Genomic DNA, 24,846 nt, shown 5'->3' on the forward strand with positions numbered 1-24,846 from the left:
CGGCGGCGACTCGCTGGCCCGCCACGATCTGGACCGGCTCTACGGCATTACCCTCAAGGCCGGGATAGAGGCCGGCACGGTCATCCTCAGCGGGGCTGCCGGCGAGCACGTTGTGACCGCGGACGTCTACCGGAGGCTTGCATCCGATCTGAACACCGTTGGCTGCCGGGTCATTGCGGACCTGTCCGGCGACCGGTTGTCCGCTGCGCTCGCCGGTGGGCTGACGGTGGTCAAAGTTGCCGACGACGAGTTGGAGTCGGGCGGCCGGGTGAAGTCGACCGATACCGATGAGCTGATCAACGCCATGCACCAGCTTGCCTCGGAAGGCGCGGCCAACGTCGTCGTTACCCGCGCCGAAGAGCCCTCCCTGCTCCTCGCCGACGGTAAGGTCAGCGAAATCCATATGCCGTCGCTGGAAGTCGTCGACCACCACGGCGCCGGCGACTCGCTCACCGCTGGCGTGGCCGCCACCTTGGCCGACGGCGGTTCCATCACCGACGCAGTCACGCTCGGCGCCGCCGCCGGAGCGCTGAACGTCACGAGGCATGGGCTGGGCTCCGGCGATGCGGAAGCTGTGCAGAAACTACGGGAACTGGTGGAGATCAAACCCGTGAAGCCGAATGGAGGGCAAAATGAGAAATGAGTCCGACGGCGGTTCTCTCACCGCATTAATTACCAACGACGACGGCATCCACTCTCCGGGATTGCTGCACCTAGCCCAAGCCGCCCTCAAGGCGGGACTGAACGTCGTCGTCGCCGCTCCGGCCTCCGAGTTCAGCGGCAGCAGCGCCTCCATTACGGCGACGGAAGAAGACGGCCGGATCCTGTTCGAACGGCGCAGCCTTGACGGTCTGGATGGAATTCCGGTCTACGCCGTCCAGTCGGCGCCCGCCCTCATCGCGCTGCTGGCCGCCCACGGTACCTTTGGGACAGCGCCGGACCTGGTGCTCTCCGGCGTCAACCGCGGGGCCAACATCGGCCGGGCGATACTGCACTCCGGCACCGTCGGGGCCGCCCTGACCGGGGGAGTCAACGGCGCCAGGGGTATGGCGGTTTCACTCGACGTGCCGCTGGGAACAGAACCGCACGGCTGGACGGCTGCGGGCGCTCTGGCCGGCAGGCTGATTCCATTCCTGATCGATCAGCCCGTCGGTACCGTGCTGAACCTCAATCTGCCGGCCGGCGTCGGTGAGGACGTGCCCGAGTGCCGCGTTGCCTCGCTTGCCGAGTTCGGCGTCGTCCAAACCACCATGACGGAGCCGGACGAGGACCACGTGCGGTTGGCGGTTTCCGAGGAGCGGGAACCGCAGCATCCCGACAGCGACGCGTCCCTCCTGGCCGCCGGCTACGCCACCCTCACGGCGATCCGCTCCGTGGGTGAGGATACGTCCCTGCCGCTGGATGCCGCCGTCGACAATCAATAGCGCTGGGTCCTGCCGGGAGGTTGGCTGTGACAAACAATAGGGCACTCTCGACGCTGGTATTCCGGATGCTGCGGCTAAACTGAGGAAAGGTTGCCGAAGCTTCCAGGATTAAAGTGGACCAACGATTTGGGCGGAACTGCCCGCCGCATGAAAGCAGGAATGACATGACTGATGCCACGCTGACGGAGGCGGACGTCAACAGCGCCCTCCTCGACATGGTGATGGGAAGCGGGGACGTGGAGCAGTTCCTCAGCGGGCTGACGCGCCTTGCCGTGTCCGCGCTGTCGTCGAAGTCCTCCGGTGAGGTGCTGTGCGCAGTGACCCTGCTGCGCCCGCGGGTAATGGCAACGGTTGCCAGCAGCAGCGAGCACGCCGGGAAAATGGACGAGATTCAGTACGACTTCGACGACGGCCCATGCCTGCGTGCCGCGCGCGAAGGGTATACGGTGCATGTGCGCAATATGCCGACGGACGAGCGCTTTCCCGAATACCGCGACGCCGTCGCCGGACATGGGCTGCTTTCCGCGCTGGGTATCCCGGTTCCGTTGGACGGCGACGCCAATGCGGGACTCGATTTCTACTCAACAGTTGCTGATGCATTCAACGACGATGCCGTTAAGGCAGCAGAGGAGTTCGCCAGGGAGGCTTCCATATCGCTGCGTTTGGCGGTGCGCATGGCTCATCTCAGCGACACCAGCAAGCACCTTGAAGCGGCGATGGAGTCACGGACGAACATAGACCTCGCCGTGGGCATCATCATGGGGCAAAACCGCTGCTCGCAGGAGGAAGCGGTCAAGATCCTTAAATCTGCTTCAAGTGCCCGGAACATCAAACTGCGCGATGTTGCTGCCGGCCTTGTCGCGTCCACAGGTCAGGTTCCGGCGGAAACCCACTTTCAGGCGTAGTAGACCGAAATGACCATCTCGTCCTACTTGGCTTTCTGCGGTTTGTGCGTCGTACTGGCCGTGACGCCCGGGCCTGAGAGCCTTCTCGCCCTGCGGTACAGCCTCCGCCGGGTAACAGCTGGCCTGGCCGCATCCTGCGGCTCGGCCCTGGGCAATCTGATGTGGGCCGCGTTGGTCGGCATTGGACTGGCGTCGCTGATCGAACAATCCGCCGTCGCCTATAGGGTGCTGAAAATACTTGGCGGTTTGTACCTGATCTATCTCGGTATCCAGGCCTTCCGCGGGCCACGGCCGGACAAGCTTCCGGCCGATGCCGGTAAGGAAGCGATCAGAAGTGCCGGACTACCGGCGTTTGGCGCGGGCCTGCTCTCCTGCATGATGAATCCCAAGGTCGGACTGTTCTACATCGCCATCGTGCCCCAGTTCCTGCCACGGGACGGTTCGGTATTCGCCACCACCATGCTGCTCGGCGCGACGCTGGGGGCCATCATTCTGGTCTATCTCGTTGTGCTGTGTTTGGTTGCGGCGAAGGCGAACGCCTGGCTAAACCGGCCGCGCGTGACCAGGAATCTGGAGCGTTCCTCCGGGGCGATCCTCGCGGCCCTCGGCGTCGGAACCGCAGCCTCCGCCGTCGTCGAAACCTAAAAACGCAGCCAGGCGGTCGATGAGCACCCTTCGCTTCCGGCCGCCCCGAAAAGTCACCCTTTTGTGACATGTGGTGCAGATGTTTCGGATGTTATCGGAGTGGCGCATGGTGACAAGTTGCACATTTGTGATGTACTGTCAGGTTTGCGTCGGTTTCATCACGATCGACGTCCTTGATCAGAATGCCTAACTCTGCCGCTGTTCAAGGTCCGTTCGCACTTCGTCCGGCAGAGGCGGGGAAACCGTAGGGACTCGTTAGAAGTCCCAGGGGTGAAGACGCGTCAGGCCACCATGGATTTTCACGGTGGAACCAACTGTGTCCGGGTGACTCCCATCCGAATCCGACAGCTAACCCCGCAGGCACTGGGAGAGGCTACATCTGTGTCCAAGAACGCACGCCACCGCGCGCCGGTGCGCATTAATACCGCCAAAGCACTCTCGTCGGCTGTGGCATCCAACGCCGGGTCTGTCGGCCGTCCTGCTGCCGTTCTCGCTGCATCATCGGGAATGCTGCTGACCATGGGCGCTACCGCAAACGCGGCCAGCCACACTGTTGAGCGGGGCGACACGCTCAACAAGATCGCGAACCAGCACGGGTCAGCCTGAGCTCGATTTTCTCGCTGAATGGCATGGGCTGGAATGACACGATGATCTACCCGGGCGAGCGCATCCAGTACTCGAAGAGTTCGCAGTCTTCACCATCGAGGAGCGTCTCCAACGGAGGCAGCACCGCAGCGAACAACACTTCCAGCGTCTCCGCCAAGACGCACACCGTTCAGTCCGGCGACAGCCTGGGCCGGATCGCATCACGCTACGGCGTCAGCCTGCAGACCGTGTTCCAGTTGAACAACATGGACGGGAACACCATCATCTACCCGGGCGATGTGATCCGGATTTCCGGCAGCGCGCCGGCGTCCAACGGGGGAGCGGCGCAGTCGAACAATGACCGCCGCGTGAGCAACGTGTCCAACAACGTGCAAAAGCTGCCCTCCGCTTCCGGACTGGCCGCCACGGCACGGGCCTACCAGGGCGTGCCCTACGTGTGGGCCGGCACATCACCGGCCGGTTGGGACTGCTCCGGCTTCGTGCAGCACGTCTACGCCCAGAACGGGATCGACCTGCCGCGGATCTACCAGTGGCACGCCATGAACCGCACGTTCAACCCGAAGCCGGGCGACGTCGTCGTACAAAACGGCGGCAGCCACGTTGGCATCTACCTGGGCAACGGCAAGATGATCAGCGCGCTGAACCCGAGCCAGGGAACGATGATCCACAACGTCAACGCCATGCCGCTCGTCGGGTACTACACCATCTAAAGACCCGGGCCCTTGTCCTTACGACGACTTGTTTAGGAGCCCGCGATAATTACCTGAACACGCCAATAGGTTTGCGGCCCCGCGATACCGGATTACACCCGAGTATCGTAGGCATATGCTCACGATCACCGCACAGGCAGTAGCCGCAACGAGTGGGCAAGTGACGGGCTGCGTGCGCTGGTCGCTGTCTCTGTATTGAACGCATTGGCAGCTGTAGAGTGGATTCATCAAGACGATCAGGAAATGATCATCAATGTGTTCGACCAGCTGAACGCGGATTACTACGAGCAGGGTTCGGAGGCAACGCAAGATGCCGAAAGTCACTAAGGTGAACATCGCGGCTGCGCGCGCACAACGGGACATCCTCCGCCGAAGTGGGAAGGAAGTTCCGGAACGAGTCGAACACCTGGCTTCTTTATCGTATGTCCAGACACAGAAGGCGGAAGCGGGAGAAAAGGCGTCCGCCGATTCCGGCTCCGGTAGACGAGCTGGCACCACAAAGGGACGCATCTACCAAAGCTCGATCATTGGCAGGCGGGCGGGAAGAACCTCCTCTACACGATCTAAATAGTCCGTGTCCTCGTGCTCGGGACCATGCCAGCAGACAACAAGTGCGCCGCCGGATAGTCTCCGGCGGCGCACTTGTTTATAGCTATTGTCGGCTGCGGTGCAGTGTAGCCGGCTGGTTAGCCTTCGCAGTCCTTGCAGTAGACCATTCCGTCTTTCTCACGGGCGATCTGTGAGCGGTGGCGGACCAGGAAGCAGGACATGCAGGTGAACTCGTCCTTCTGGGCCGGGACAACCCGGACCAGCAGTTCTTCGCCGGACAAGTCTGCGCCGGGAAGCTCGAATTCTTCGGCTTCCTTGGCTTCATCGACGTCGACGGCGGAGGACTGGTTATCGCTCCGGTGTGCCTTCAGCTCCTCAAGGGACTGGGAGGCGGTGTCGTCGTCGGTCTGACGCGGTGCGTCGTAATCTGTTGCCATTTATATGGACACTCCAATTTCTATATTTCTGAAGTAGTTCTGAGTGAACAACCGCAGCCTACGGTTTATTCGTTCCTGCGTCTTCCGCGGTTTGCCGTGTGTCCAATTCCTCAGCCAGCTCGTGAAAGCGTCCGTGGGTTTCGGGGTGTGGCCCTCCGCGGTAGATGTATTCCATGTCCAGTTGCCGGGACACGCGGCTGTTGAGGATGTGCAAATCATCAGTAGCCATCCCGGACAGGTCCAGGGGGAAGGCCTCGCCGGGCTCCAGGTAGGTACCTGATGCGTCGGAACCTGATGGGACAAGCGCCTCCTCTGTAGGGTTGTTGGCAGCACCGGCCCCGGCGGGCTGCGGACCTGCCGAGGGGGCGGAGCTCATCTCATCACTCATGCCGGAACCCCTTGCGGAGCCATAACAAGAACGACAGATTTGCCGGAAAAAAGTAGTGGGCCGGTGTCCATACGGACAGCCGTCTGCAGTGCAAGTTCCACGGGTTTACTCCATCAGAAGTTTCCATGGCCACTGCTCAACCGCCAACAGAGTACATAATGAATGCACGCATGTAAAACGCGCGGCATCGCGACAGGCGATCAAGTCGCTCAAAGCCCCGGACAGTGTCCGGGGCATGGCACATTCAGCCGTCGTGTTTACGTCCGAAATACTTCCTAAGGGACCGGGAGGTGGGGCCGTCGGCCTTGAAACCGAGCAGGACAGTCCAGGCAATGCCAGCCGTAATGATCAGCAGAGCTACAACTCCGACCAGGGCAATTGAGAAAGTCATAGACACCACGAGGGCGACCACACCGATAACGACAGTGAGCAGTCCGAGCAGGACGTGCTTGGTCGACCGGTTCGGGTTGTCCCCGAAAGAGAGAGAGGCCGCGAACCGCGGATCCTCCTCCGCCATGCGTTGTTCGAGCTCGGCGAGTTCCCGCCGCTCGCGCTCAGTCAGGGACATCAGCCTCGCCCCCGGTGGAACTGATAGGTGCTCATCGTCAACTCCGAAGAAGAAACTCATGGCCGACTGCTCGACCTCTAACTTTGATTATATGCGGGCCTGCGGGGTCCGCAAGGTTTGGGTCGAGGAACCCCAGAATCCCCGCGGCGACGTCCCCGGGCGCGCTGTGTTGAACGCCATGGGCATGGCTTGGGATTTCGAGCAAGCGCCCATTCCTTGCTCCATCCGCCAGCCGTTGACACCATGACGGCAGAGCCACCGGATCGTGGCCACCCCTCACGACGAGCACAGGCTGCTCCACTTCTGAAAGCCGGTCTTCGAGCGGATAGGACATGACCACCGGCAGTTCCCGCTGGAACCATCGGGGTCCGCACCGCAGAAGGTCAAGCAATTGCCGTCCCGTGAGCGACGGGGATTCCATCAAGGCGTTGGATAAGAGCGCCAACGCCTGTTCGGAAACTGTTCGACGGGCGGAGTCGACGGCGGGGCCTATCAATACGAGGTGGGATGCCAGGCCGGGCTGCTCAATGGCGGACTCGACGACGGTTTGGGCGCCCATGGAATGGCCCACCAGGACGGCGTTGCTCACCTCCAGTCGAGTAAGGACATGTGCGAGCAATATTGCGTAGTCGGACATCGAGAGCTGGTCTTCAGGCGTGCGGGTGCTTCCGAAGCCTGGCAGATCGATGGAGTAGGTATTGCCATGGTCGGCAAGGACCTCGTGCAATCTGTTCAGATACCGGTGGGACATGCCGATGCCGTGAACCAGAACAAAGGCAGGGAGTCCTTGGCGCTCGTGTTGACTGGTGGTCGAGTGGATGTGAATTTCCAACCCGTCCACTTCGACGCTTTGAAAGGACGCCCCGTTTCCCGGAGGTGCGTTCCTGATGTACATACAACCAGTTCGTTGCGATCAGCGTCGAGGATTGCCTGCTGCTGACATTAGGCAGGGCATACCGCTGACGCGCCTGGCGGAGGTACTGCAGCGAGGTAACAGAAGGTAGCGCTGACTGCTGATAAAGGCAGATAGGATGCACAGGTGACATGGATACTCCCTTCCCGCCCAAAACGCAGCGCCAGCGCAACAGACCGGACCGACTTATGGAACCTCAGAGGCGACCAGGAGTATGATCTCCTGCTTGAGAGGATCCGCGAAGCCGGGTCCGGCAAGAGGATCCTCTATGTGCCAAATATCGGCAATTGGGGTGATGGCCTCATACATGAGGGAACGGTGCAGTTCTTTCATGAGCATGGTATCGAATACACCCAGATTGATCGGCCGAAAATTGCACAGATTCGAAAGGCATTGGAAGGGACGGGACTTCGCCTTTCAGATACTCTCCTCATTGCCGGCGGTGGAGGGGCCTTTTGCGAGGCATGGCCCAGCACCCGGAATTTTCTAGCGGCAAACGCCTGGCTCTTCGACCACGTGGTGCTTCTACCGACAACTTTCGAACTGCCTCCACTGGACGACATCGACCCTGACCGAATCACATACTTCTCACGCGATCGTCACACGAGTCAGAAGGTCAACCCCATGAGCGTCTTTTGTCACGATATGGCGTTCTACTTGGAGTTAACGGTGCCGGTGGGGGAGCCAGTTATTGAGCGCGGCAATTTCTTCCGCGACGATAAAGAGCAGCACCCCGAGGCAAAGCTGCCCGCGGACAACCTCGATCTCAGCCTGCAGGCTAAACACCTGCAACCTGCTCTTCCTTTCTTTCAGATCCTTGCTCCATACCGGAAGATCTATACCGATCGAATGCATATAGCGATTGCGGGCTCCATGCTAGGGCGGGAGGTAGCGCTTTATCCTGGCAGCTACTTCAAATCCACGGACGTCTTTCGCAGCAGTATCGAACCCAACTATCCGGCTACAGCGCTGGAAGTTTGGAAATAGCCAAGGGCTCAATGCCGGCGATTAACCTGAATCTGTGCGGACTAGAAAACAGCGTCTATAACACGTCGAGCTGCGTGACCGTCGTCGTACGGTGAAAATCTTCTGACAAATGCAGCGTACGCGGCTGTCTGATGTGAACCGGGATCAGCTTGCGTTTCCATGGCGGCGACGAGTTCGAGCGTCGAATTGACCATGGGACCAGGTGCAACTGTCTCCAGATCCAGATATAAGCCGCGATCCCCTTCCCTGGCTGAATCGAGGTCGGGAACCAGGAAATAGATGGGCTTTGCCGTGTTGCAGAAGTCGAACATCGCTGAAGAGTAGTCGGTAACCAGGATGTCGGCCGCGAGATAAAGCTCGTTGATGTCCGGGTATGACGTTACGTCCAATCCGACATCTACCGGCGAATGCCGTGGCCCTGTCATATCCGGATGACTCCGGTGCAATACCATGAAGTCGTCCCCCAGGGCGTTCTGAAGTACGCCGTAATCCATGAAATCGACTTGTCCGTGCGGTTTCCTGACATCAGTCACATCATCGCGCCAGGTGGGTGCATAAAGAATTGCTTTTTTATGGTCGGCGATTCCAAGCAGTTCTCTGGCCCGTCGACGCCGGACATCGACGTCACCGAACAGAGCGTCGTTCCGTGGGGAGCCAGTAACCAAGGATTCGCCGTTGTAGCCGAGTGCTTTTGGCAACACGTCTGCAGCAAAGTCGTTCTGGGCCAATAGAATGTCCCAATCCTCAGCCTCCCGTTTCAATGCTGCAAGTTCAGTCAGCTCCAGATGTGCAGTTGGACCGTCGTGGCCTATCCTCTTCAGGGGGGTGCCACGCCAGGTTTGGACGTATTTCTGCCTGGAATGCTTACGGAAGTAATGGGGGAACAATCCGTTATTAACGAGGAGCTCTGCGGACCCGAGCAACTCATACCACTTCCGCGAGTGTCGTATCACGGGCACAGCACCGGGCGGAACTGAGATGGACCGATCCTTCACCGACCAGTATTTGGGACGTGTATCGCCCAGCCGGACCAGTTCACGGTGGAGTTCCAGCCCGCTGTCGGAGACAGCCCGGCCTCCGTATGATTCAAAAAGGATCGAACCATCAGTTCGCGGACTGTGGGCCGTTGAACTTAGAGCTGCTATGAGTTTAGTCTGGTGCAGCTTTCCTGATTCGTCAGGATTTAGAGGTGTATCAAATGATATGTAGAGATTAGCCGCGATGGCACTGCGCGTAACGCGGATCTTCGTGCTGGGCAGGGGGAACTCAAGCGGAAGCGATGACTCGAGCCCGGCGGCGACTGGAACAGTATCCTGGAACTCGTCGTCGCCAATTTGCTTAGTTAGATACTGCAGGACATAGCTTCCGGGCCGAGGGGCAGCAACGCGTCTTCCCCAAATATCCTGGGCCAGTGGAAATTCCACTTCAAAACCACCGTTGTCCGCCATCGTGAAGCGGGAAGAGGTCAGCTTGGTCTCGTTGGAAACCAGGTTCATATCCTGGACCATCCGCGGCGCATCGGTCTTCATCCCGGCAGCTGCGAATCCTTTGATGATCAACTTTTCATGTTCGCTATCCAGAGTTACCTTCTCCGCAAAGATGGCCAGAGCGGATTCTCTTAGTTCAAGGTGGCCAAGCGTCCCCACAACCGGGCGCAAAGGCAGATTCTCGGGGTACTGATGGCGTAGTTCGGCAGAAGAACCCGGCCATGTCAGGCGATGCGAGGTGCCGGAATCTGATTGCACCCGTACTTGCCATGTGTGCGGTTTCGACGGACTCTCCCCTGGGGCTGGGACCGGCAGTTCCGGAAGCCCTGCGAGGAATTCCGCTTTTCCAGGGCTTGAGGAATGCGGCGCCGCCGTCACGGACATTTTCCGGCCCCGTGCCTGTAGTACCAGGCCCTCCGCTGTTTCGCCTTCCGGCGTTGAAATTTCCAGCTTAAGGTTGCGCCCAATCAGCTCGACCGTCGTAGCCTTCCAAATCGCAGGGACAACTTGGAGAACCAATCCCTTGCTGTCATCAAACCGGGCAACGCACCTACTGGCTTCACCTGCTGCCAGTAGGGGCAGAGTTGCAGCGGGACCCGAACGATCGCGCCCGGAGAATGCTCCGGAGACAGTAACATCAGCGACACTTAGTGTCATCTCCAGATGCCATTCCGCCGCGACGGTACTGTCATGTGCGTCGTTGGTGTTTTCCAAGCAACGGGGGTCAATGGTTGTCCTGAATGCCGCCCGGCTGTGGCTGGTCCATGCGTCGTTTGAGAATTGGTCTATTGCGTCATTGCGAAACCGACTGGTGTGCAGCTTGACGGGCGCTCTTCCATCATCTGCTTTGAGCCGCAGCATCAACTCCGAAGGGTTTGATTCCAAATCCATCCCAGGAACGTATGCGGCTCCCTCTACCTCAAAATTCCCGTCGCCGGCGGCCCGGACAGCGGTCAGCCGGCTCCGGAGTTGCAGGTCACGCGGGTCAACGCGAAACAGCCCCTCTTCTATGCGATGTTCCAGTCTGGGCAGGAATGACGGCTCGGCTGCCAGTATGCCCCCACGGTTCACAAGCGGGAATGAAGGGCCATATTGGGCCAGGTGCAGTAGAACAATCTCAAGATCGGAGCGATGCCCGGCTGCCACCAAGTGCACCAGCAACCGTTCATGCACTTTCATCCGTTGCCAAACAGCGTCATCGGCCAGAGCCAACAGGGTCTTTACCCCGATTTGGAGAACGCTCCAATACGCGTGGGGGACCCGAGGAACCTGGCGGTAGTATTGCGCCAGGTCGTGCCCGAGTATCCTGGCCAACCATTCTCGCCATACCTCTTCCTCCGCCTCTGCTTGCACGAGAGTAGACGTACGGCCAACAACCGTGAGCCTGTCTTCAAGGTTTCTCAAACTGGTTTTTTGCTGCGTGATTGAGGAACGATCAAGGCGGATTCGCCACTCATAAACTACGTCCGTGAGGAAGTCGAAGGATTCTGCCCGGAGGAACGCCTTAGCAGACGGCTCCTGGTCTTCATAACGTAGGCCTTCGGGAAACTCCCCGACTTTGGCATCCCAAAAGGAACGGCGGAACATTTTGTTCCAGGCAAACACGTCCCGAAGTGCCTCCGGAAAGTCAGCAATCTTGACCCCTATACGCTGGCGACTATGAACGCCTCCCGCCGATCCAAAAGATCTGCGCTGGTCACCGGCCAGCCTCCTCACGGATCCGACGGCGAAGTCTGACCCTGATCCCTTGAGCGTGTCCACCATCAACTGATACGCACCCACCGGGATAACGTCGTCGGAATCAGCGAAGGTTAGATATCGTCCACTGGCGTGGGCAATTCCCGTGTTCCTTGCTGCACCCAAACCGGCGTTTGGCTGTCTAACGATAGTGAAGCGCGAATCGCTATCTGCATACCGCTCGGCGATCGCCAATGACCCATCGGTGGAACCGTCATCGACGATTATGATTTCCATCCGGGCGATGGTTTGAGCAGCCAAACTCGACAAACATTCGTCCAGATACTGCTCCACGTTATAGACAGGTACGACGACGGAGAGTATGGGAGCGGGCGAGGCAGCTTCTTGATTGGGATTCTTCGTATCTGATGTCCGAAACCGCCGCACAACCGGTTGGAGCCGGCTTTTGAGCGTAGTAGGCAGCAACCGCCACGAGGCCCGCAGAATGTCAATATTGCGATTCTTCAAGGAATGCATTCTCTACTTTCACTTCATGGTCACTCTATGGGGCGCACGATGCAATTCTCTGACAAGCTTTCCCGCGGGTACCCGTCTTACGATACCAACGTGCAGAACGGTGCACCTCGTCGACATCAAACCGTAGGCGGAGAGGTGTATGGCATGCTTGCTAAGCATGCTTATGATGACGTCGGTGTCCGGGATAAGGGCGGCGGACAGCGTCGTCTTCCTGGCAGTCGCTGGCAATCATCAGAGGTCGACCAGGGATAGCAGACGGAAGAGGAGTGAAGATAAATGGGAAATGTTCAACACGTAAGTCCATGGCGCGACAGCATGGGCCGCAGCAGCACCAGGGCGGCACAGACGCTGCTGCTGCTGACATTGGGGACGGTGCTGGTTTATGCCCTGATCCAGGTGTCGCTGGTTGTTATCCCGCTGCTGTTGGCGCTGATCCTCGCTGCTGCGATTGCGCCGTTCGTTAACTGGCTGCGCCGCAAAGGCTGGCCCAGTGCAGCGGCCACCGGTTTCTCGTTCGTGATGCTCCTGATCGTCTTCGGCGGGATCATTACGGGCATCGTCTTCGCGGTGATGAGCCAGGCGGCTGAGCTCGCCCGCCGCGCCACAGAAGGCTTCAATCAGGTCTATAACTATATTCAGAATGCTCCTTTACCGATTAGCGACCAGCAGATCCAGCAGGCAAGGGACGCCATCGTCGATTTTGCGACAAGCAGCGCGGTAGGAGCGGGAGCTTTGTCCGGACTGAGCGCAGTGACGAGTTTCATCACCGGCGCCCTGCTGATGGCGGTCATACTGTTCTTCTTCCTCAAGGACGGCGAGCGGATTTGGGCTTTCATCCTGCGCGCGTTCAAGGGCAAGCGGCTGGTGAAGGCCCGCCGCGTGGGCTACAGCAGCCTTGAGGTGCTCGGCGGTTACGTCCGCGGAACAGCGATTGTCGCCCTGGTGGATGCCTTCTTCATTGGTATTGTGCTCTTTTTCCTGGGCGTTCCGCTCGTGCTGCCGCTGGCCGTCATCGTTTTTATAGGCGCCTTCATCCCGCTGGTGGGTGCGACTCTGGCTGGAGTGCTTGCCGCCCTGATTGCGCTGGTGGCCAATGGGCCGTTCACAGCGCTCATGGTGATCATCGCGGTAATTGTGGTCAACCAGCTTGAGGGCAACTTCCTCCAGCCGGTTGTGATGGGCCGGACACTCAGCGTGCATGCCCTGGTGATCCTGCTCGCGCTGACTGCCGGAACCATCCTGGCCGGAATCGTCGGTGCCATCTTGTCTGTGCCCGTGGCAGCCGTGGGCTGGGCCGCGATCAAGGCATGGAACGCGGAAGACGATGATGTGATTACCCAAGTGGAGGTCGACGAGGCCGACCGGGCTACTGCACTGGACGAGACCGGACGGGGCCTGAGCGCGAGTCCCAAGAGCAAGCGGCGGCAGAAGAAAGCGGAGGCGGACGCCGCCGTCGAGGTCGCTGACACCCGGCCTGCTTCAGCCGCCCGGCCGGTCGACACGGGGGACAAGCCCGCGAAGGATTCCGGTAAAGGCGACGAAGGTCAGAGGAACGGCGGGTCTTATAGGGCGGACGAGTAGAGGAATGGCCTGACGTGTTCCAGGACCTCAGTTGCCGGGTGAAGGGTGCGTTCGTGGTCTTTGCCCGGCAGCAGGCGGAATTGTGCGTCCGGCATCAGCGAGGCGGCCCGTTCGGAATCCCGGTAACGGAGCCGGTCCATGGATCCCGCCAGTAGCAAAGTACGGGTCGGGATGGATTGAAGGACTTCCTCCGGGACGCCTGACTCCGTCTCACTGCGGCTGAAGTAGGCGCGGAGAGCAGCTGGATCGTTGGCCAGGAAGGCGGCGGCAGTTTGTGGATCTATGTCTTTGTTCTTGACGCTGCTCCACTGACGCAGGAATTCCGGCATGCCGCCGGATGCCAGGGCCGCATCGTAGCCGGGGAAAAAGAGCGATTCTATTTGTCCCGCGGGGGATAGGTAGGTGCCGCCCGCGGAGACGAAGGACAGTATCCGCTCAGCGTGGCGGGCCAGCAGTGAAAAGCCAATTCTGGCGCCGAACGAGTAGCCAAAGTAGTGCGCCGCGGAAATGCCGGCCGCATCCATGACGGCGAAGATATCGCCGACGACGCGGTCCATACCGTAGCTTTCCGGATCATGCGGTTTGCCGCTCCGGCCGTGGCCGCGAAGATCAATGGTGACAACGCGGTACTCCTCCTGCAGGGCTTTGATGTAGCCCAGGCCGCGCCAGATCGCACCGGATAGAGCAGACCCATGGACGAGAATGATCGGCGGCCCCTCCCCGAACTCCCGATAGGAAATCCGGACGCCGTCGACGTCGTTTATTGCTTCCATTGTGCGGTGATCTCCGGATCGCTCAGGCGGTGGCAAACCTTCCCAGCACGGCCGCGTCGATGCCTGCAAGCTCTGCGGCGAAAAGACGCTGGTAGGCAAGTTCCTCTCGGCTCCGCGGCGCATCCAGTCCGGCGACACGTTCTTCGTGCCAGTTCGCAGAAGACTCAAAATCGGTCGCTCGTTCACGCATGACGTCGGCGGTTCCGCTTCCATCGCCGAACTGCTCTTTCGGCCGCCACAGCAGGTCGTCCGGCAGCCAGCCCTCGAACGCTTCGCGGAGCAGCGCCTTCTCCTGCCCGTAGAGCCCCGGCAGCCTCCACGCTATGGGAATCTGCTCGGCGAGGTTCACCACGTCGCGGTCCAGGAACGGCACACGTGCCTCCAAGCCGTGAGCCATGGTGACGCGGTCACAGCGCTGCAGATTGAGGTTATGCAGTCCGCGGACGCTGCGTTCCAGTTCTTCCTGCAACTGGGACTCCTCTATTTCGCGAAGATGGTCGTATCCGGCGAACAGTTCATCGGCGCCCTCGCCGGTGAGAACTACCTTGACCGACTGGGCGGCGGTCTCGGCGAGCAGATAGTTCGGCACGGCGCTACGGACCAGCGACGGTTCGAACGACTCAATACTGGCGACGACGGAGGGAAGTGCATTGACCGCCTCATCCGAAGAGTAGACACGTTCGGTGTGATCCAGGCCCAGATGCTCTGCGATCCGCCGGGCGGCGATGAGATCGCTGCTGCCCTCGGTGCCGGCGGCAAACGAACGCACCGGCCCCCACTTATTGTCCGCGTACCGCGCCATCACTGCAGCGACGATGCTCGAGTCAAGGCCACCGGAGAGGAAGACCCCAACCGGGATATCAGCCATCATCCTCCGGCGCACGGCGGTAATGACAGTTTCGCGGATGCGGCGTACGGCCTCAGCCCGGTCCGCAGGAGCCGGGACAGGTGGCACATAGCGTTTGGTGCGGATTAGGCCCTCGCTGGATGACCACGCGTGCCCGGGAGGGAACTCGCGAACTTCCGGGCGTATCTTTTCGTCGAAGGCACGCAGCTCGGAGGCGAAATACACGGCCCCGTCGACGTCGGCCCAGTACAGGGGCTTAACGCCGAGCTCGTCCCGGGCCGCGATGAATGTTCCGTCCTCACGTGCGATGACAAAGGCATACATCCCGCGGAGGTCGCCAATGGCGTCGATACCCTGCTGCAGGGCTACTGCGAGGACCGCCTCATTGTCCGAGTCGGTGCGGAACCGGTAGGTGCTGTCGGCGCGGAGTTCGGCATGGTTATAGATTTCCCCATTGGCGACGAGCCAGTGGCCATGGTCTGAACCGATCGGTTGGTTCCCGCCGGGCAGATCGACGATCGAGAGCCGGTTATGGCCGAGGAAGGTTTGTCCCACTTGCCGGGAGGCCCGCCCATCCGGCCCGCGGTGGATGATTCGATCCAACATCCTCTCGCCGGCCGATATATCTGCTGCCGACACTGCTGGCGAATCTGTACGATGAACTGCGACGATGCCGCACAAAATGAGCTCCCACGTTGTAAATATGTATCTCCAGTCTACGCAGTGACGACCCTCAGTCCTTTCAACGATTCAGGGACGCATGATCGCGTTCGAACTCGGCCGATTCCAGATCCGCCGCTGCAATGCGGACATTCTTGACGTCGTCTTCATTCGTCTTGTTCTTCTCCAGCCAATCGGTTCTTACCGGCACAACCTAACGGAGGGACAAATGCCATGAAAGCGGACGAGAAGCTGGAACCACCGGTGCGCTGCGGCGCAGAACGGAACTGGCCGGCGTCGCACGGGGCCTGCGGTGTTGTGGCGGACCTGATGCGGTTCGCGGCGGTGGTGAGCCTCTTTACCGCGATCGCGTGGATGGGCAGGGGAGAAATCGCGTTGTTCGCAGTCGTGTTCCTCGCGCTGCTGGTGCCCCGGCTGACTTTGATTCCGCGCCCGTTCGACGCCCTTTTCTGCGTCACCTTGATGTTCGCCACCTGGGCCGCCGTCGAAGCCTGGTACCAACAGATCCAGTGGCTGGACGACGTCGTGCATTTCACCACGAACGGCGCTGTGGCGGGCACCGTCTATCTGGTTCTGGCCCGCATCAACCTTGTACGCGGATCCGGTGGCATGGGCCTGCAAAACAGCCTTGCCGTCCTGTGGTTGCTCACCGCCGAGCGCGATTCGGCGGAGGCTTCCGACGTCGAGAGTCTGGTTCTTCCGGAGGTCCAGGGGATCCCGGTAGAGGAGCTTTTGGACGGCGTCGTTTCTCCTTGCAGCCCGATCTGGTTGGGGCATCGCATTACGGGAGAATAGCTGAGACGACACTTTCATGGTGGTGCCGGGGTACTTCGGTATGTTCCGGTGCTGCATGCGTACCGGCCTAGGCTTGAGGCGTGGGAATAACGCGTGTGATCAAAGCGGTGGAACGGCGCCAGATCGGCCTTTACCTGTTGGCCATTGTCGCGGGAGCGGTTTTTGGTTGGCTGGTTCCTGCCTCGTCCGTACCCCTTGAGCAGGCAATCAACCCCGCCCTGGGGCTTCTGCTGTTTGCGACTTTCCTGGGTATCCCGTTTGCTTCGATCGGTAAGGCGGTACGCGATGTCCGGTTCATGGCCACCGTTCTCGTCCTGAATTTCGTTGTCGTACCGGGCGTTGTTTTTGGGCTGTCGCGGTTCATCGCAGATGATCGGGCCCTGCTGATCGGGATGCTGATGGTGCTGCTGACCCCCTGTATTGATTATGTGATCGTGTTCTCGGGATTGGCTGGCGGCTCAAGCGATCGGCTTCTTGCTGCTGCACCGCTGTTGATGCTGACGCAGATGCTGCTGTTGCCCTTATACCTGCTGGTCTTTGTTGGCCCCGAGCTGGTTTCGGCGATTGAACCCGGGCCCTTCGTCGAGGCGCTTGTCCTGTTGATCATCATCCCGCTTGTGCTGGCCGCACTCACGCAACAATGGGCGAAGCGGGCAAGCGCTGGCGGTTCCGTGATGACGATGATGGAAGGGCTGATGGTTCCTTTGATGATGCTGACGCTGGCTGTCGTCGTTGGGTCACAGATTGTCAGCGTCGGGAACCGGATTGGATCCTTGCTGTCGGTTATCCCCATTTATGCTGCGTTCCTCGTGGTGATGGTTCCGCTGGGCATGGCAGCGTCGCGAATAGGGCAGCTTGACGCCGGAAGTACGAAGGCCGTGATTTTCAGTGGCGCGACACGAAACTCGTTGGTCGTACTCCCGCTGGCCCTCGCCCTTCCGGAGCCGCTCGCCTTGGTACCCCTCGTCGTCGTTACCCAGACGTTAGTGGAACTCATCGGTATGGTGGCCTACGTCAAGATTGTCCCGAAGATCATCAGTACGGACCAGAGCCTGCAGTCCAGTTAGATGCGTGCGTACCAGGGGAAGCGGGACGCCCTGCTGAACATGCTTCAGGCAGAGGCTGGCTCGAAGATTCCTCCTCCGGTGGGGTTGATGTGGTGAGCCCGCACCTGGGCCACGGCGAGGTCCAAGAACGGCGTATCGACGTTTAGGGTTCGTGCGCGGGCCGCGAGGGAGCCGAGAAGGTGCTCGGCTTCGACTGCTTGCCCGCTTTGCAGATCGCGGTAAAGCGAAGAGGTGAACGTAGACCCCGGAGCAGTCAGCATATTCAGGCTCTGCTGATGCCCGGGCTCGCTCACCGGGTAGCCGGCTGCTGCCGCAACGTTTTCGGTTTCGGCGATGGCTTGCAGGATTTGGGGTCCGCCTCCTGCTTCGAGGATTGCGCCCACATTGTTGCGCAGCAGGCAGGTGATTGCTCCTGCCGCGCTGATGAACGCCCACTTTTCCCAGAGTTGCTGCATTACCGTGTTCGTAATGGGCGGGGGCATGCCGGGAACATCGAGGGTTTCCTTGAGGGAGTCGGGAAGCGGGTCGCCGGTCAGCGCCCCGACGGTCATTGTGGAAAGTGGTGCCATCTGCCGGATGGCACCGGCTTCGTCGACCATGGCGACGATTTTCACGAGACCGCCGATAACCTGTCCTGGATATACGTCCTCGAGCAGATCAATATGGTCAAGGCCGTTAAGGAACGGCAAAATCAGTGTCTTGTCGCCGATTGCCGGGCGGACAGTCTCGAGGATCCCCTTGAGTGCTGGTGCTTTCACCGCAATCACCACCAGGTCATAGTGATCGCCCTCAGTGATGCTGGTGACTGCTGTAACGGCATGCGTCCGGTCGCCGTCCGGGGCGAGGAAGCGCAGACCATCCCTTTGCAGGAGTCGCTGGCGTTCCGTACGAACAAGGTACGTGATGTCCTTGCCCGCTTCCTGTAGCCGGATTCCAAAGGCGCCTCCGGTAGCTCCCGCACCAACAATCAATACCCGCATCCGTGCTTCCTTCCAATCGCCCCCGACCATTAAGGTGCTAAGAGGACATAGTTCTGATTGCTTCCAGTCTCTCAGCCGTTGGAGCAGACGACTTCGATGGGTTCGGCCAGCGTCGCGGGAACGTGCTCACCCACAGCGCCGCATCTCGTTGTCCATACTTCGAGCCTATGCCGAACCCGGCGTCTGCATTCAGGATTTGGGTAACAGGCTGAATTCTTCGGTCTTCTTGGTGGGCCCGGCAACGATGATGGTGTCGTCGTCGTAGAGGACTGTTTGGGCGGTGGTGTAGTCCCACTCTCCGCCGGCCCTTTTTACCGCCACAATGGTAATGCCGTATTTGCGGCGAATTTCTGTCACTCCGAGCGGCCGGTCTTGGGAAACGAGTGGAGGGCTGGTCTTGACCATGGCGAAGTTGTCTTCGAACTCGACATAGTCGAGCAGCGCGCCCCGTACCAGGTGGGCGACCCGACGGCCCATGTCCTGCTCGGGAAAAATGATGTTGGTTATCCCGAGCTGTTCAAGGATCTGGCCATGCGTATCACTGGTGGCTTTGGCCCAGATCGTTGGGTTTTTGAATTTGAGCAGGTTCGATGTGGTGAGGATGCTGGCTTCCAGATTCGTTCCGATTCCTACGACAACCCGGTCGAACCCGGGCACTGAAAGCTGGCGCAGGACGTCTTCCTGAGTGGAGTCGCCGCGGACGACGTGGGTTAATTGCCCGTTGAGAGATTGGACTATTGCCTCGTCGGCGTCGATTCCCAGCACTTCCGTTCCAGCCTCTTCAAGCTCCAGTGCGAGAGCTTTGCCGAACCGGCCCAGACCTATGACGACGACGGAATCCGCCTCGGCCAGTCGTTCCGGGGTACGGCGGGTGAATACGGGTGATCTGCTAGCCAATGATCGGCCTTTCCTTGGGGTACTCGTAGAGGCGCGGGCGGTGCCGCAATGCCAGGGCTGTGGCGAAGGTGATCGGCCCGAGACGGCCGACGAACATCAGCATGACGAGGATCAGTTGGCCGCTGCTGGGGATGGCGGCGGTGATTCCGGTGGACATTCCCACGGTGGCGAAGGCTGAGACGACTTCGAAGAGAACGCGGTCGAGGCGCAATTCAGTGATCAGCATCAGGGCCATTGTTGAAAGCGCCAATAGCCCGACGGAGAGCAACACAATGGTGAGCGCTTGGCGGTGCACTGCTCGGGAGAGGCGCTTTCCGAAAACGTTGACGGCTGTTTCACCACGGATTTCGGCGTACATGATGAAGAACAGTACGCCGAAGGTGGTGATTTTCAACCCACCGGCGGTACCTGCCGGGCCACCGCCGATGAACATGAGAATGTCCATCCCCAGCCAGGTAACCGGGTGCATCGCGGTGATGTCGAGGCTGTTGAATCCGGCCGTGCGGGTCAGCACCGATTGGAGGAAGCCCGCCAGGACTTTGTCCTGGGTTGGGAGGCGGCCCATCGTGGCAGGGTTGTTCCACTCAATCACCGAGATGAAAATGGTGCCGATAAACAACAGTGCGACCGTTCCACTGATCACCAGTTTGGTGTTCATGGACCAGTGCCGGGGGACCCGGTACCGGCGGCGCAGTTCGAACAGGACAGGGAACCCGAGTCCGCCGAGGATCACGGCTGCTGCGATCGGTAAACAGATCCATGGGTCACCGACGAAGCGCATGAGGCTGTCGCTGTAGAGGGCGAAGCCGGCGTTATTGAACGCGGAGACGGAATGGAAGATACCGAGCCACAGCGCATCTCCCCATGTTTCTTCATAACGGATGTAAAAGCGCGCGGTCAGGACGGCCGCAGTGAGGGCTTCAATGATCAGGCTGATTTTCAGGACTCCCAGCACGACCTGTTTCACATCTCCGAAACCGACACTCTTAGTCTCGGCCGCCGTCGAGACACGGGATACCAAGCCCAGTTTCCGCGACAGCAGCACGCCCAGCAGAGAGGCGAAAGTCATGATGCCGAAACCACCGACTGCGATCATTATCAGAATGATGCCGTGGCCAAACGGGGTCCAGTAGACGGGTGTGTCGACGACGATCAGTCCGGTGACGCAGACGGCGGACGTGGCGGTAAACAATGCTTCGATGAACGTCGCGCCCCCGTTGCCTGCTTTCGAGACTGGAAGCAGCAGCAGTGCCGTTCCAGCGGCGATGGCTCCGGCAAATCCGAGCACGATGAACTGAGCCGGGTGACGGGGTTCGAACCGCTTGAAGAACCGCCGCAACAGCAAGCCCACTGATTGCATTGTGGTACTACCAACGATCATCTGTACGCAGGGCCGCGATGGCGCCTATTCCACAACAGGCTGCCAGCAGGAAAGCCAACACCACGATCCATGCGGACAACTCCAGGACCAAACCGGCTATGCCGAGAGCAAGAAAGGCGCACACCAGAACCGCCAGGACAATTCCCAGCAGCCGCATTACCTCCGAAGATCTCACCGTTCCCACCTCACATTTTCGAAATGGACCTTTGATGTCAATGTTCCTCTCCGCATCACCGGTTTTGGCCGATATTGATGGAATCCTGACGGTCCTGGTGCGGTTCCTGACGGATCCCGGACGGGGCACGCTCCTGCGGGCATCGACGCTGATTTCCCGACTTCGAAGACATGACAGGCGTCTGGATTCCGTATGAATGTGGAGCCTGGGCCGCCAATGGAGCGCCTTCAGTGGTTCTATGGATGCAGCGATAACAGAGAGTGAGGCGATGGTGGACGTGCACCGTGGAAGCCTGCGGGTATATCTGGGGGCGGCACCTGGAGTCGGCAAAACATACGCCATGCTGAGCGAGGGCCATCGGCGGCATGAACGTGGCAACGATATTGTCATAGGCTTCGTCGAAACTCATGGCCGAACTCCCATCGAAGCACTGCTCGACGGACTGGAAGTGGTGACCCGACGGACAGGCACCGCCAACGGTATCGAATCCGGGGAGATGGACGTCGAGGCAGTGATCGCCCGTGCTCCATCGGTGGCCTTGATAGACGAGCTGGCCCACACCAACGTCCCTGGTTCCCGCAATTTCAAGCGGTGGCAGGACATCGAAGAGATCCTCGCAGCCGGTATCGATGTCGTCACCACCATGAATGTGCAGCATCTGGAGTCACTTAACGACGTCGTCGAATCCATCACCGGCATTCCACAGCAGGAGACAGTACCGGATGCTGTGGTGCGCCGCGCCGACCAGATAGAGCTCGTCGATATGAGCCCGGAGGCGCTTCGGCGACGGCTGGCCCACGGCAACGTGTACTCAGCGGAGAAGATTGACGCCGCATTGACGAATTACTTCCGGCTCGGCAACCTGAACGCGCTGCGGGAACTGGCTCTGCTGTGGGTAGCTGATCGTGTCGATGATGCACTGGAAAAATACCGCATCGAGCATGACATCGATTCGCCTTGGCCTGCACGGGAACGCGTCCTCGTTGCGCTGACCGGTGGGCCGGAGGGAGACGCGTTGATCCGCCGTGGTGCGAGGATCGCTCAACGTGCTCAAGGTGGACAACTGTTGGCACTGCACGTATCCCGCAGCGATGGCATGGCTGATGCCCTGCCAACTACGCTCGCGCACCAGAGAGCGCTCGTGGAGTCGCTGTCCGGTACCTGGCACACCGTCGTCGGCGACGACATCACCTCAGCTATTCTGACCTTCGCACGGGGCATAAACGCCAGCCAGATTGTCCTCGGTGCCAGCAGGCGCAGCCGGCTCTCGGCGGCGATCTCCCCAGGGGTGGGTCGGGAAGTGGTCCGCGATTGCGGGGACATTGACGTGCACATCGTCACTCACGAACACGCCGGCCGTGGAAGGAGACGGCCACCGGCGCGGGGACCTCCCTCCAGAGCCCGATTGACTGCCGGATGGGCACTCGCCGTCGCAGGACCACCGCTGTTGGGTGCTGTCCTATATTTTCACCAAGGCCAACAAGGCCTACCGAACGTATTAATGCTCTTCCTGGCGTTGACGGTTGGCATAGCACTGGTCGGCGGGCTCTGGCCGGCCATCTTCGCGGCGTCTGCCAGTGGACTGCTGGCGAATTACTGGTTCACGGATCCGCTCCATACGTGGGCCATCAACGAGCCCGCGAACGTCCTGGCGATCATCGTTCTTGTCAGCGTCGCCGCGGCGGTTTCGGCAGTGGTGGATCTTGCGGCCCGCCGGTCACGGCAAGCAGCCCATGCGAGGACCGAGGCCGATACGCTTGCCACGCTCGCCGGATCAGTTCTGCAAAGTGACAACGCGGCGTCGGCCCTCCTCGAACAGGTACGGGAAATGTTTAACTTCTCCTCGGCGGCCCTGCTCGAACATCTGGCCAGCGGATCGTGGGCGCCACACGGCCACGCCGGATCCAACCCGCCTCAAAGCCCCGAGGAGGCTGACACAACAATCCCGGTCGGTACTGGAATGGTTCTGGCTTTGCGCGGCCGCCCGATTTCAGCACAAGACTTGCGCATCGCGACCGCCATGGCATCCCAAACCGGGGCGCTGATTGAACGGGACCGGTTGCGTGCCGAGTCCCGCAACAATCGGCAGGAACGGGAGAGGACGGCTATCCGCGCCAGCCTGCTCGCCGCGGTATCGCACGACCTGCGCACTCCACTGGCCGGGGTCAAAGCGAGTGTCAGCAGCCTGAGGTCGGATCTGTACGAACTCACACCGGCCGACCAGGCCGATCTACTGGCCGGTATCGAGGAGTCCGCCGATCAACTGAAAGCCTTGATCGATAACCTTCTGGATATGAGCCGCCTCGACGCTGGGGCCGTCGTTCCCCGGCTCGCCCCGGTTGCATTGGATGAAGTAGTTCCCCGGGCCCTGTCGGCAATTCCCGCTGGACGTGTGGTCATTGATGTCCCGGAGACCTTGCCATTGGTTAATGCGGACGCTGGGTTACTTGAACGGGCCGTTGCCAACGTTGTCGAAAACGCCGTCCGTCATGCCCCGGATGCGGAACCTGTGCTCGTCGCGGCCGGATACGCTGGAACTTCGCTGGTGCTTAGAGTGGCCGACCGTGGTCCCGGCGTTCCTGAGAACAAGAGGGAAGATATGTTCCATGCCTTCCAACGGCTCGGCGATGCACCCGATGGACATGGCCTTGGTCTTGGCCTCGCAGTCGCACGTGGCTTTACCGAGGCGAACGGTGGAACCCTTGATGCCGAAGACACTCCCGGCGGAGGCCTCACCATGGTCTTCAATCTCAAGATCGTAGCCGAGGAGTGGCCATGACCCGCGTCCTTATCGTGGAAGACGAACCTGCCCTCGCCCGGGCGCTGGCAATCACTCTTCGTGCCCGCCATTACGACGCCGATGTCGCCCTAAGCGGCGCCGCTGCATTGGACTTGGCGGCAAAGGGGCATCCCGACGTCGTCGTACTCGACCTGGGCCTTCCAGACCTGGATGGACTCGATGTGCTGCGGGCGCTGCGTGGTTGGTCCCAGGTTCCAGTGGTTGTTTTGTCCGCCCGGCAGACCAGCGACGACAAAGTCGAGGCCCTCGATGCCGGCGCCGACGACTACGTCAGCAAACCGTTCGGAATGGATGAACTGCTGGCCCGGTTGCGCGCTGCTGAACGACGTGGGCAGCCTGCCACCACGGCGCCGGTCGTGGAGACGGCTTCGTTCACTGTCGACCTTGCCCGCCGCCGCGTCAGCCGTAACGGAAACGAGGTCCGCCTCACCCCAACGGAATGGCAGCTTCTCGAAATCCTCGCCCGCCACCCCGGGGACGTCGGGGCAGCCTGCCACCACGGCGCCGGTCGTGGAGACGGCTTCGTTCACTGTCGACCTTGCCCGCCGCCGCGTCAGCCGTAACGGAAACGAGGTCCGCCTCACCCCAACGGAATGGCAGCTTCTCGAAATCCTCGCCCGCCACCCCGGGGACGTCGTCGGTCGCCGTGAAATGCTGCTGGAAATCCGGGGGCCTCATTTGGACCGCGAAACCCACTACCTGCGTGTCTACATCGCCCAGCTGCGGCGGAAACTGGAACCAAATCCCGCCAACCCACGCCATCTCATCACCGAACCCGGGGTCGGCTACCGCCTGGTGCCATAACTGTCGCCCCAATAGTCTTGGACCCGTTCATCCGGGAAAGGCGCGCGCGGCGGCGGACTGTTGGCTACTGATTGTTGGCTTCGTCTTCGAAGAACGCCGCAATTTCCTCGTCGGTCGGTTCAGTCACGATGATTTTCAGGACCGGTTCCTCACCGAGTTCAATGAGGTAATCGTTGATGGATAACTGCCCATCCAATTCGGCCGGCGACTCGTCGGCAGGCTCTTGTTCGTC

At 60.3% G+C, this 24,846-nt stretch carries 25 protein-coding genes and 1 riboswitch; of the genes, 13 read left to right on the forward strand and 12 right to left on the reverse strand.

Annotated elements, in window-relative coordinates; all coding sequences use genetic code 11:
- The 6 genes from Y707_RS24045 to Y707_RS29605 all read left to right on the forward strand — a co-directional run.
- Positions 1-643, forward strand: a 643-nt coding sequence (locus Y707_RS24045) for a PfkB family carbohydrate kinase (protein WP_173401446.1), incomplete at its 5' end; no start/stop codon positions are given.
- Positions 633-1,424, forward strand: coding sequence for a 5'/3'-nucleotidase SurE (gene surE, locus Y707_RS0106655; protein WP_051441723.1), 792 nt, complete (start codon positions 633-635; stop codon positions 1,422-1,424). The genes Y707_RS24045 and surE, both read left to right, overlap by 11 nt.
- A gap of 164 nt (positions 1,425-1,588) precedes the next feature.
- Positions 1,589-2,329 carry a GAF and ANTAR domain-containing protein gene (locus tag Y707_RS0106660; protein WP_026534502.1) on the forward strand — a complete coding sequence of 247 codons (741 nt, stop codon included), beginning with the start codon at positions 1,589-1,591 and terminating at the stop codon, positions 2,327-2,329.
- A 9-nt stretch (positions 2,330-2,338) separates the two neighbouring features.
- A complete protein-coding gene (locus Y707_RS0106665; RefSeq protein ID WP_026534503.1) occupies positions 2,339-2,974 on the forward strand; it encodes a LysE family translocator in 636 nt (211 codons plus the stop codon).
- Positions 2,975-3,147: 173 nt separating this feature from the next.
- Positions 3,148-3,351: riboswitch (cyclic di-AMP (ydaO/yuaA leader) on the forward strand.
- Between the two features lie 4 nt (positions 3,352-3,355).
- Positions 3,356-3,580, forward strand: coding sequence for a LysM peptidoglycan-binding domain-containing protein (locus tag Y707_RS0106675; RefSeq protein WP_026534504.1), 225 nt, complete (start codon positions 3,356-3,358; stop codon positions 3,578-3,580).
- A 41-nt stretch (positions 3,581-3,621) separates the two neighbouring features.
- Positions 3,622-4,290, forward strand: coding sequence for a C40 family peptidase (locus Y707_RS29605; RefSeq protein ID WP_253905086.1), 669 nt, complete (start codon positions 3,622-3,624; stop codon positions 4,288-4,290).
- Between the two features lie 686 nt (positions 4,291-4,976).
- Here the strand turns inward: Y707_RS29605 and Y707_RS0106690 are convergent.
- The 4 genes from Y707_RS0106690 to Y707_RS24060 form a co-directional block, all read right to left on the reverse strand.
- On the reverse strand, positions 4,977-5,276 hold the full coding sequence (locus Y707_RS0106690) for a DUF4193 domain-containing protein (protein WP_026534505.1): 300 nt from the start codon (positions 5,274-5,276) through the stop codon (positions 4,977-4,979).
- Positions 5,277-5,334: 58 nt separating this feature from the next.
- Positions 5,335-5,664 (reverse strand): hypothetical protein, encoded by a 330-nt coding sequence (locus Y707_RS24055; protein WP_155852782.1) that lies wholly within the window; start codon positions 5,662-5,664, stop codon positions 5,335-5,337.
- 244 nt (positions 5,665-5,908) lie between these two features.
- Positions 5,909-6,292, reverse strand: coding sequence for a DUF3040 domain-containing protein (locus Y707_RS0106700; RefSeq protein ID WP_081744674.1), 384 nt, complete (start codon positions 6,290-6,292; stop codon positions 5,909-5,911).
- Complete coding sequence (locus Y707_RS24060) at positions 6,270-7,073, reverse strand: alpha/beta fold hydrolase (RefSeq protein ID WP_253905087.1); 804 nt, start codon at positions 7,071-7,073, stop codon at positions 6,270-6,272. Before Y707_RS24060 ends, Y707_RS0106700 begins: the two co-directional genes overlap by 23 nt.
- 198 nt (positions 7,074-7,271) lie before the next feature.
- On the opposite strand from Y707_RS24060, the gene Y707_RS0106710 reads away from it, so the two are divergent.
- Positions 7,272-8,132 (forward strand): hypothetical protein, encoded by an 861-nt coding sequence (locus tag Y707_RS0106710; RefSeq protein WP_026534507.1) that lies wholly within the window; start codon positions 7,272-7,274, stop codon positions 8,130-8,132.
- A gap of 41 nt (positions 8,133-8,173) precedes the next feature.
- Here the strand turns inward: Y707_RS0106710 and Y707_RS0106715 are convergent, their stop codons facing one another.
- Positions 8,174-11,824: a bifunctional glycosyltransferase/CDP-glycerol:glycerophosphate glycerophosphotransferase gene (locus Y707_RS0106715; protein ID WP_162150181.1), complete on the reverse strand. Its 3,651-nt coding sequence runs from the start codon at positions 11,822-11,824 to the stop codon at positions 8,174-8,176.
- A gap of 285 nt (positions 11,825-12,109) precedes the next feature.
- Here Y707_RS0106715 and Y707_RS24065 point away from each other — a divergent pair, with 285 nt between their 5' ends.
- A complete protein-coding gene (locus Y707_RS24065) occupies positions 12,110-13,414 on the forward strand; it encodes an AI-2E family transporter (protein ID WP_081744676.1) in 1,305 nt (434 codons plus the stop codon).
- On the opposite strand, the gene Y707_RS0106730 is transcribed toward Y707_RS24065, so the two are convergent.
- The 3 genes from Y707_RS0106730 to Y707_RS33125 all read right to left on the reverse strand — a co-directional run bounded on the left by Y707_RS0106730 (position 13,396) and on the right by Y707_RS33125 (position 15,905).
- The gene (locus tag Y707_RS0106730; RefSeq protein ID WP_026534509.1) at positions 13,396-14,187 is read right to left on the reverse strand and encodes an alpha/beta fold hydrolase; all 792 of its coding nucleotides are present in this window, start codon (positions 14,185-14,187) and stop codon (positions 13,396-13,398) included. The genes Y707_RS24065 and Y707_RS0106730 overlap by 19 nt on opposite strands.
- Before the next feature lie 22 nt (positions 14,188-14,209).
- Positions 14,210-15,715, reverse strand: coding sequence for an asparagine synthase (glutamine-hydrolyzing) (gene asnB / locus Y707_RS0106735; protein WP_081744677.1), 1,506 nt, complete (start codon positions 15,713-15,715; stop codon positions 14,210-14,212).
- 61 nt (positions 15,716-15,776) lie between these two features.
- On the reverse strand, positions 15,777-15,905 hold the full coding sequence (locus Y707_RS33125; RefSeq protein WP_275451193.1) for a hypothetical protein: 129 nt from the start codon (positions 15,903-15,905) through the stop codon (positions 15,777-15,779).
- 107 nt (positions 15,906-16,012) lie between these two features.
- Between Y707_RS33125 and Y707_RS0106745 the strand changes: the two genes are divergently transcribed.
- Positions 16,013-16,510: a hypothetical protein gene (locus tag Y707_RS0106745; protein ID WP_162150182.1), complete on the forward strand. Its 498-nt coding sequence runs from the start codon at positions 16,013-16,015 to the stop codon at positions 16,508-16,510.
- Positions 16,511-16,596: 86 nt separating this feature from the next.
- The gene (locus Y707_RS0106750) at positions 16,597-17,577 is read left to right on the forward strand and encodes an arsenic resistance protein (RefSeq protein ID WP_026534512.1); all 981 of its coding nucleotides are present in this window, start codon (positions 16,597-16,599) and stop codon (positions 17,575-17,577) included.
- A 44-nt stretch (positions 17,578-17,621) separates the two neighbouring features.
- Here the strand turns inward: Y707_RS0106750 and Y707_RS24070 are convergent, their stop codons facing one another.
- The 4 genes from Y707_RS24070 to Y707_RS30540 all read right to left on the reverse strand — a co-directional run bounded on the left by Y707_RS24070 (position 17,622) and on the right by Y707_RS30540 (position 21,010).
- Positions 17,622-18,557, reverse strand: a complete 936-nt coding sequence (locus Y707_RS24070) for a ketopantoate reductase family protein (RefSeq protein WP_051441736.1) — start codon at positions 18,555-18,557, stop codon at positions 17,622-17,624.
- Positions 18,558-18,746: 189 nt separating this feature from the next.
- On the reverse strand, positions 18,747-19,454 hold the full coding sequence (locus Y707_RS0106760; RefSeq protein ID WP_216699218.1) for a potassium channel family protein: 708 nt from the start codon (positions 19,452-19,454) through the stop codon (positions 18,747-18,749).
- Positions 19,447-20,805, reverse strand: coding sequence for a TrkH family potassium uptake protein (locus Y707_RS0106765; protein ID WP_253905088.1), 1,359 nt, complete (start codon positions 20,803-20,805; stop codon positions 19,447-19,449). The genes Y707_RS0106760 and Y707_RS0106765 overlap by 8 nt, the downstream gene beginning before the upstream one ends.
- Positions 20,806-20,821: 16 nt before the next feature.
- Complete coding sequence (locus tag Y707_RS30540; RefSeq protein ID WP_155852784.1) at positions 20,822-21,010, reverse strand: hypothetical protein; 189 nt, start codon at positions 21,008-21,010, stop codon at positions 20,822-20,824.
- A gap of 238 nt (positions 21,011-21,248) precedes the next feature.
- On the opposite strand from Y707_RS30540, the gene Y707_RS0106780 reads away from it, so the two are divergent.
- Genes Y707_RS0106780 through Y707_RS24080 form a run of 3 tightly spaced genes read left to right on the forward strand, consistent with a single transcriptional unit; the run spans position 21,249 to position 24,614 of the window.
- Positions 21,249-23,789: a DUF4118 domain-containing protein gene (locus tag Y707_RS0106780; RefSeq protein WP_253905089.1), complete on the forward strand. Its 2,541-nt coding sequence runs from the start codon at positions 21,249-21,251 to the stop codon at positions 23,787-23,789.
- The gene (locus Y707_RS24075; protein WP_081744678.1) at positions 23,786-24,373 is read left to right on the forward strand and encodes a response regulator transcription factor; all 588 of its coding nucleotides are present in this window, start codon (positions 23,786-23,788) and stop codon (positions 24,371-24,373) included. The genes Y707_RS0106780 and Y707_RS24075 overlap by 4 nt, the downstream gene beginning before the upstream one ends.
- Complete coding sequence (locus tag Y707_RS24080) at positions 24,321-24,614, forward strand: winged helix-turn-helix domain-containing protein (protein WP_051441724.1); 294 nt, start codon at positions 24,321-24,323, stop codon at positions 24,612-24,614. The genes Y707_RS24075 and Y707_RS24080 overlap by 53 nt, the downstream gene beginning before the upstream one ends.
- The last annotated feature ends 232 nt before the right edge of the window (positions 24,615-24,846 follow it).

Source organism: Arthrobacter sp. H14, assembly GCF_000520495.1.
Taxonomy (GTDB): Bacteria; Actinomycetota; Actinomycetes; order Actinomycetales; family Micrococcaceae; genus Arthrobacter_C.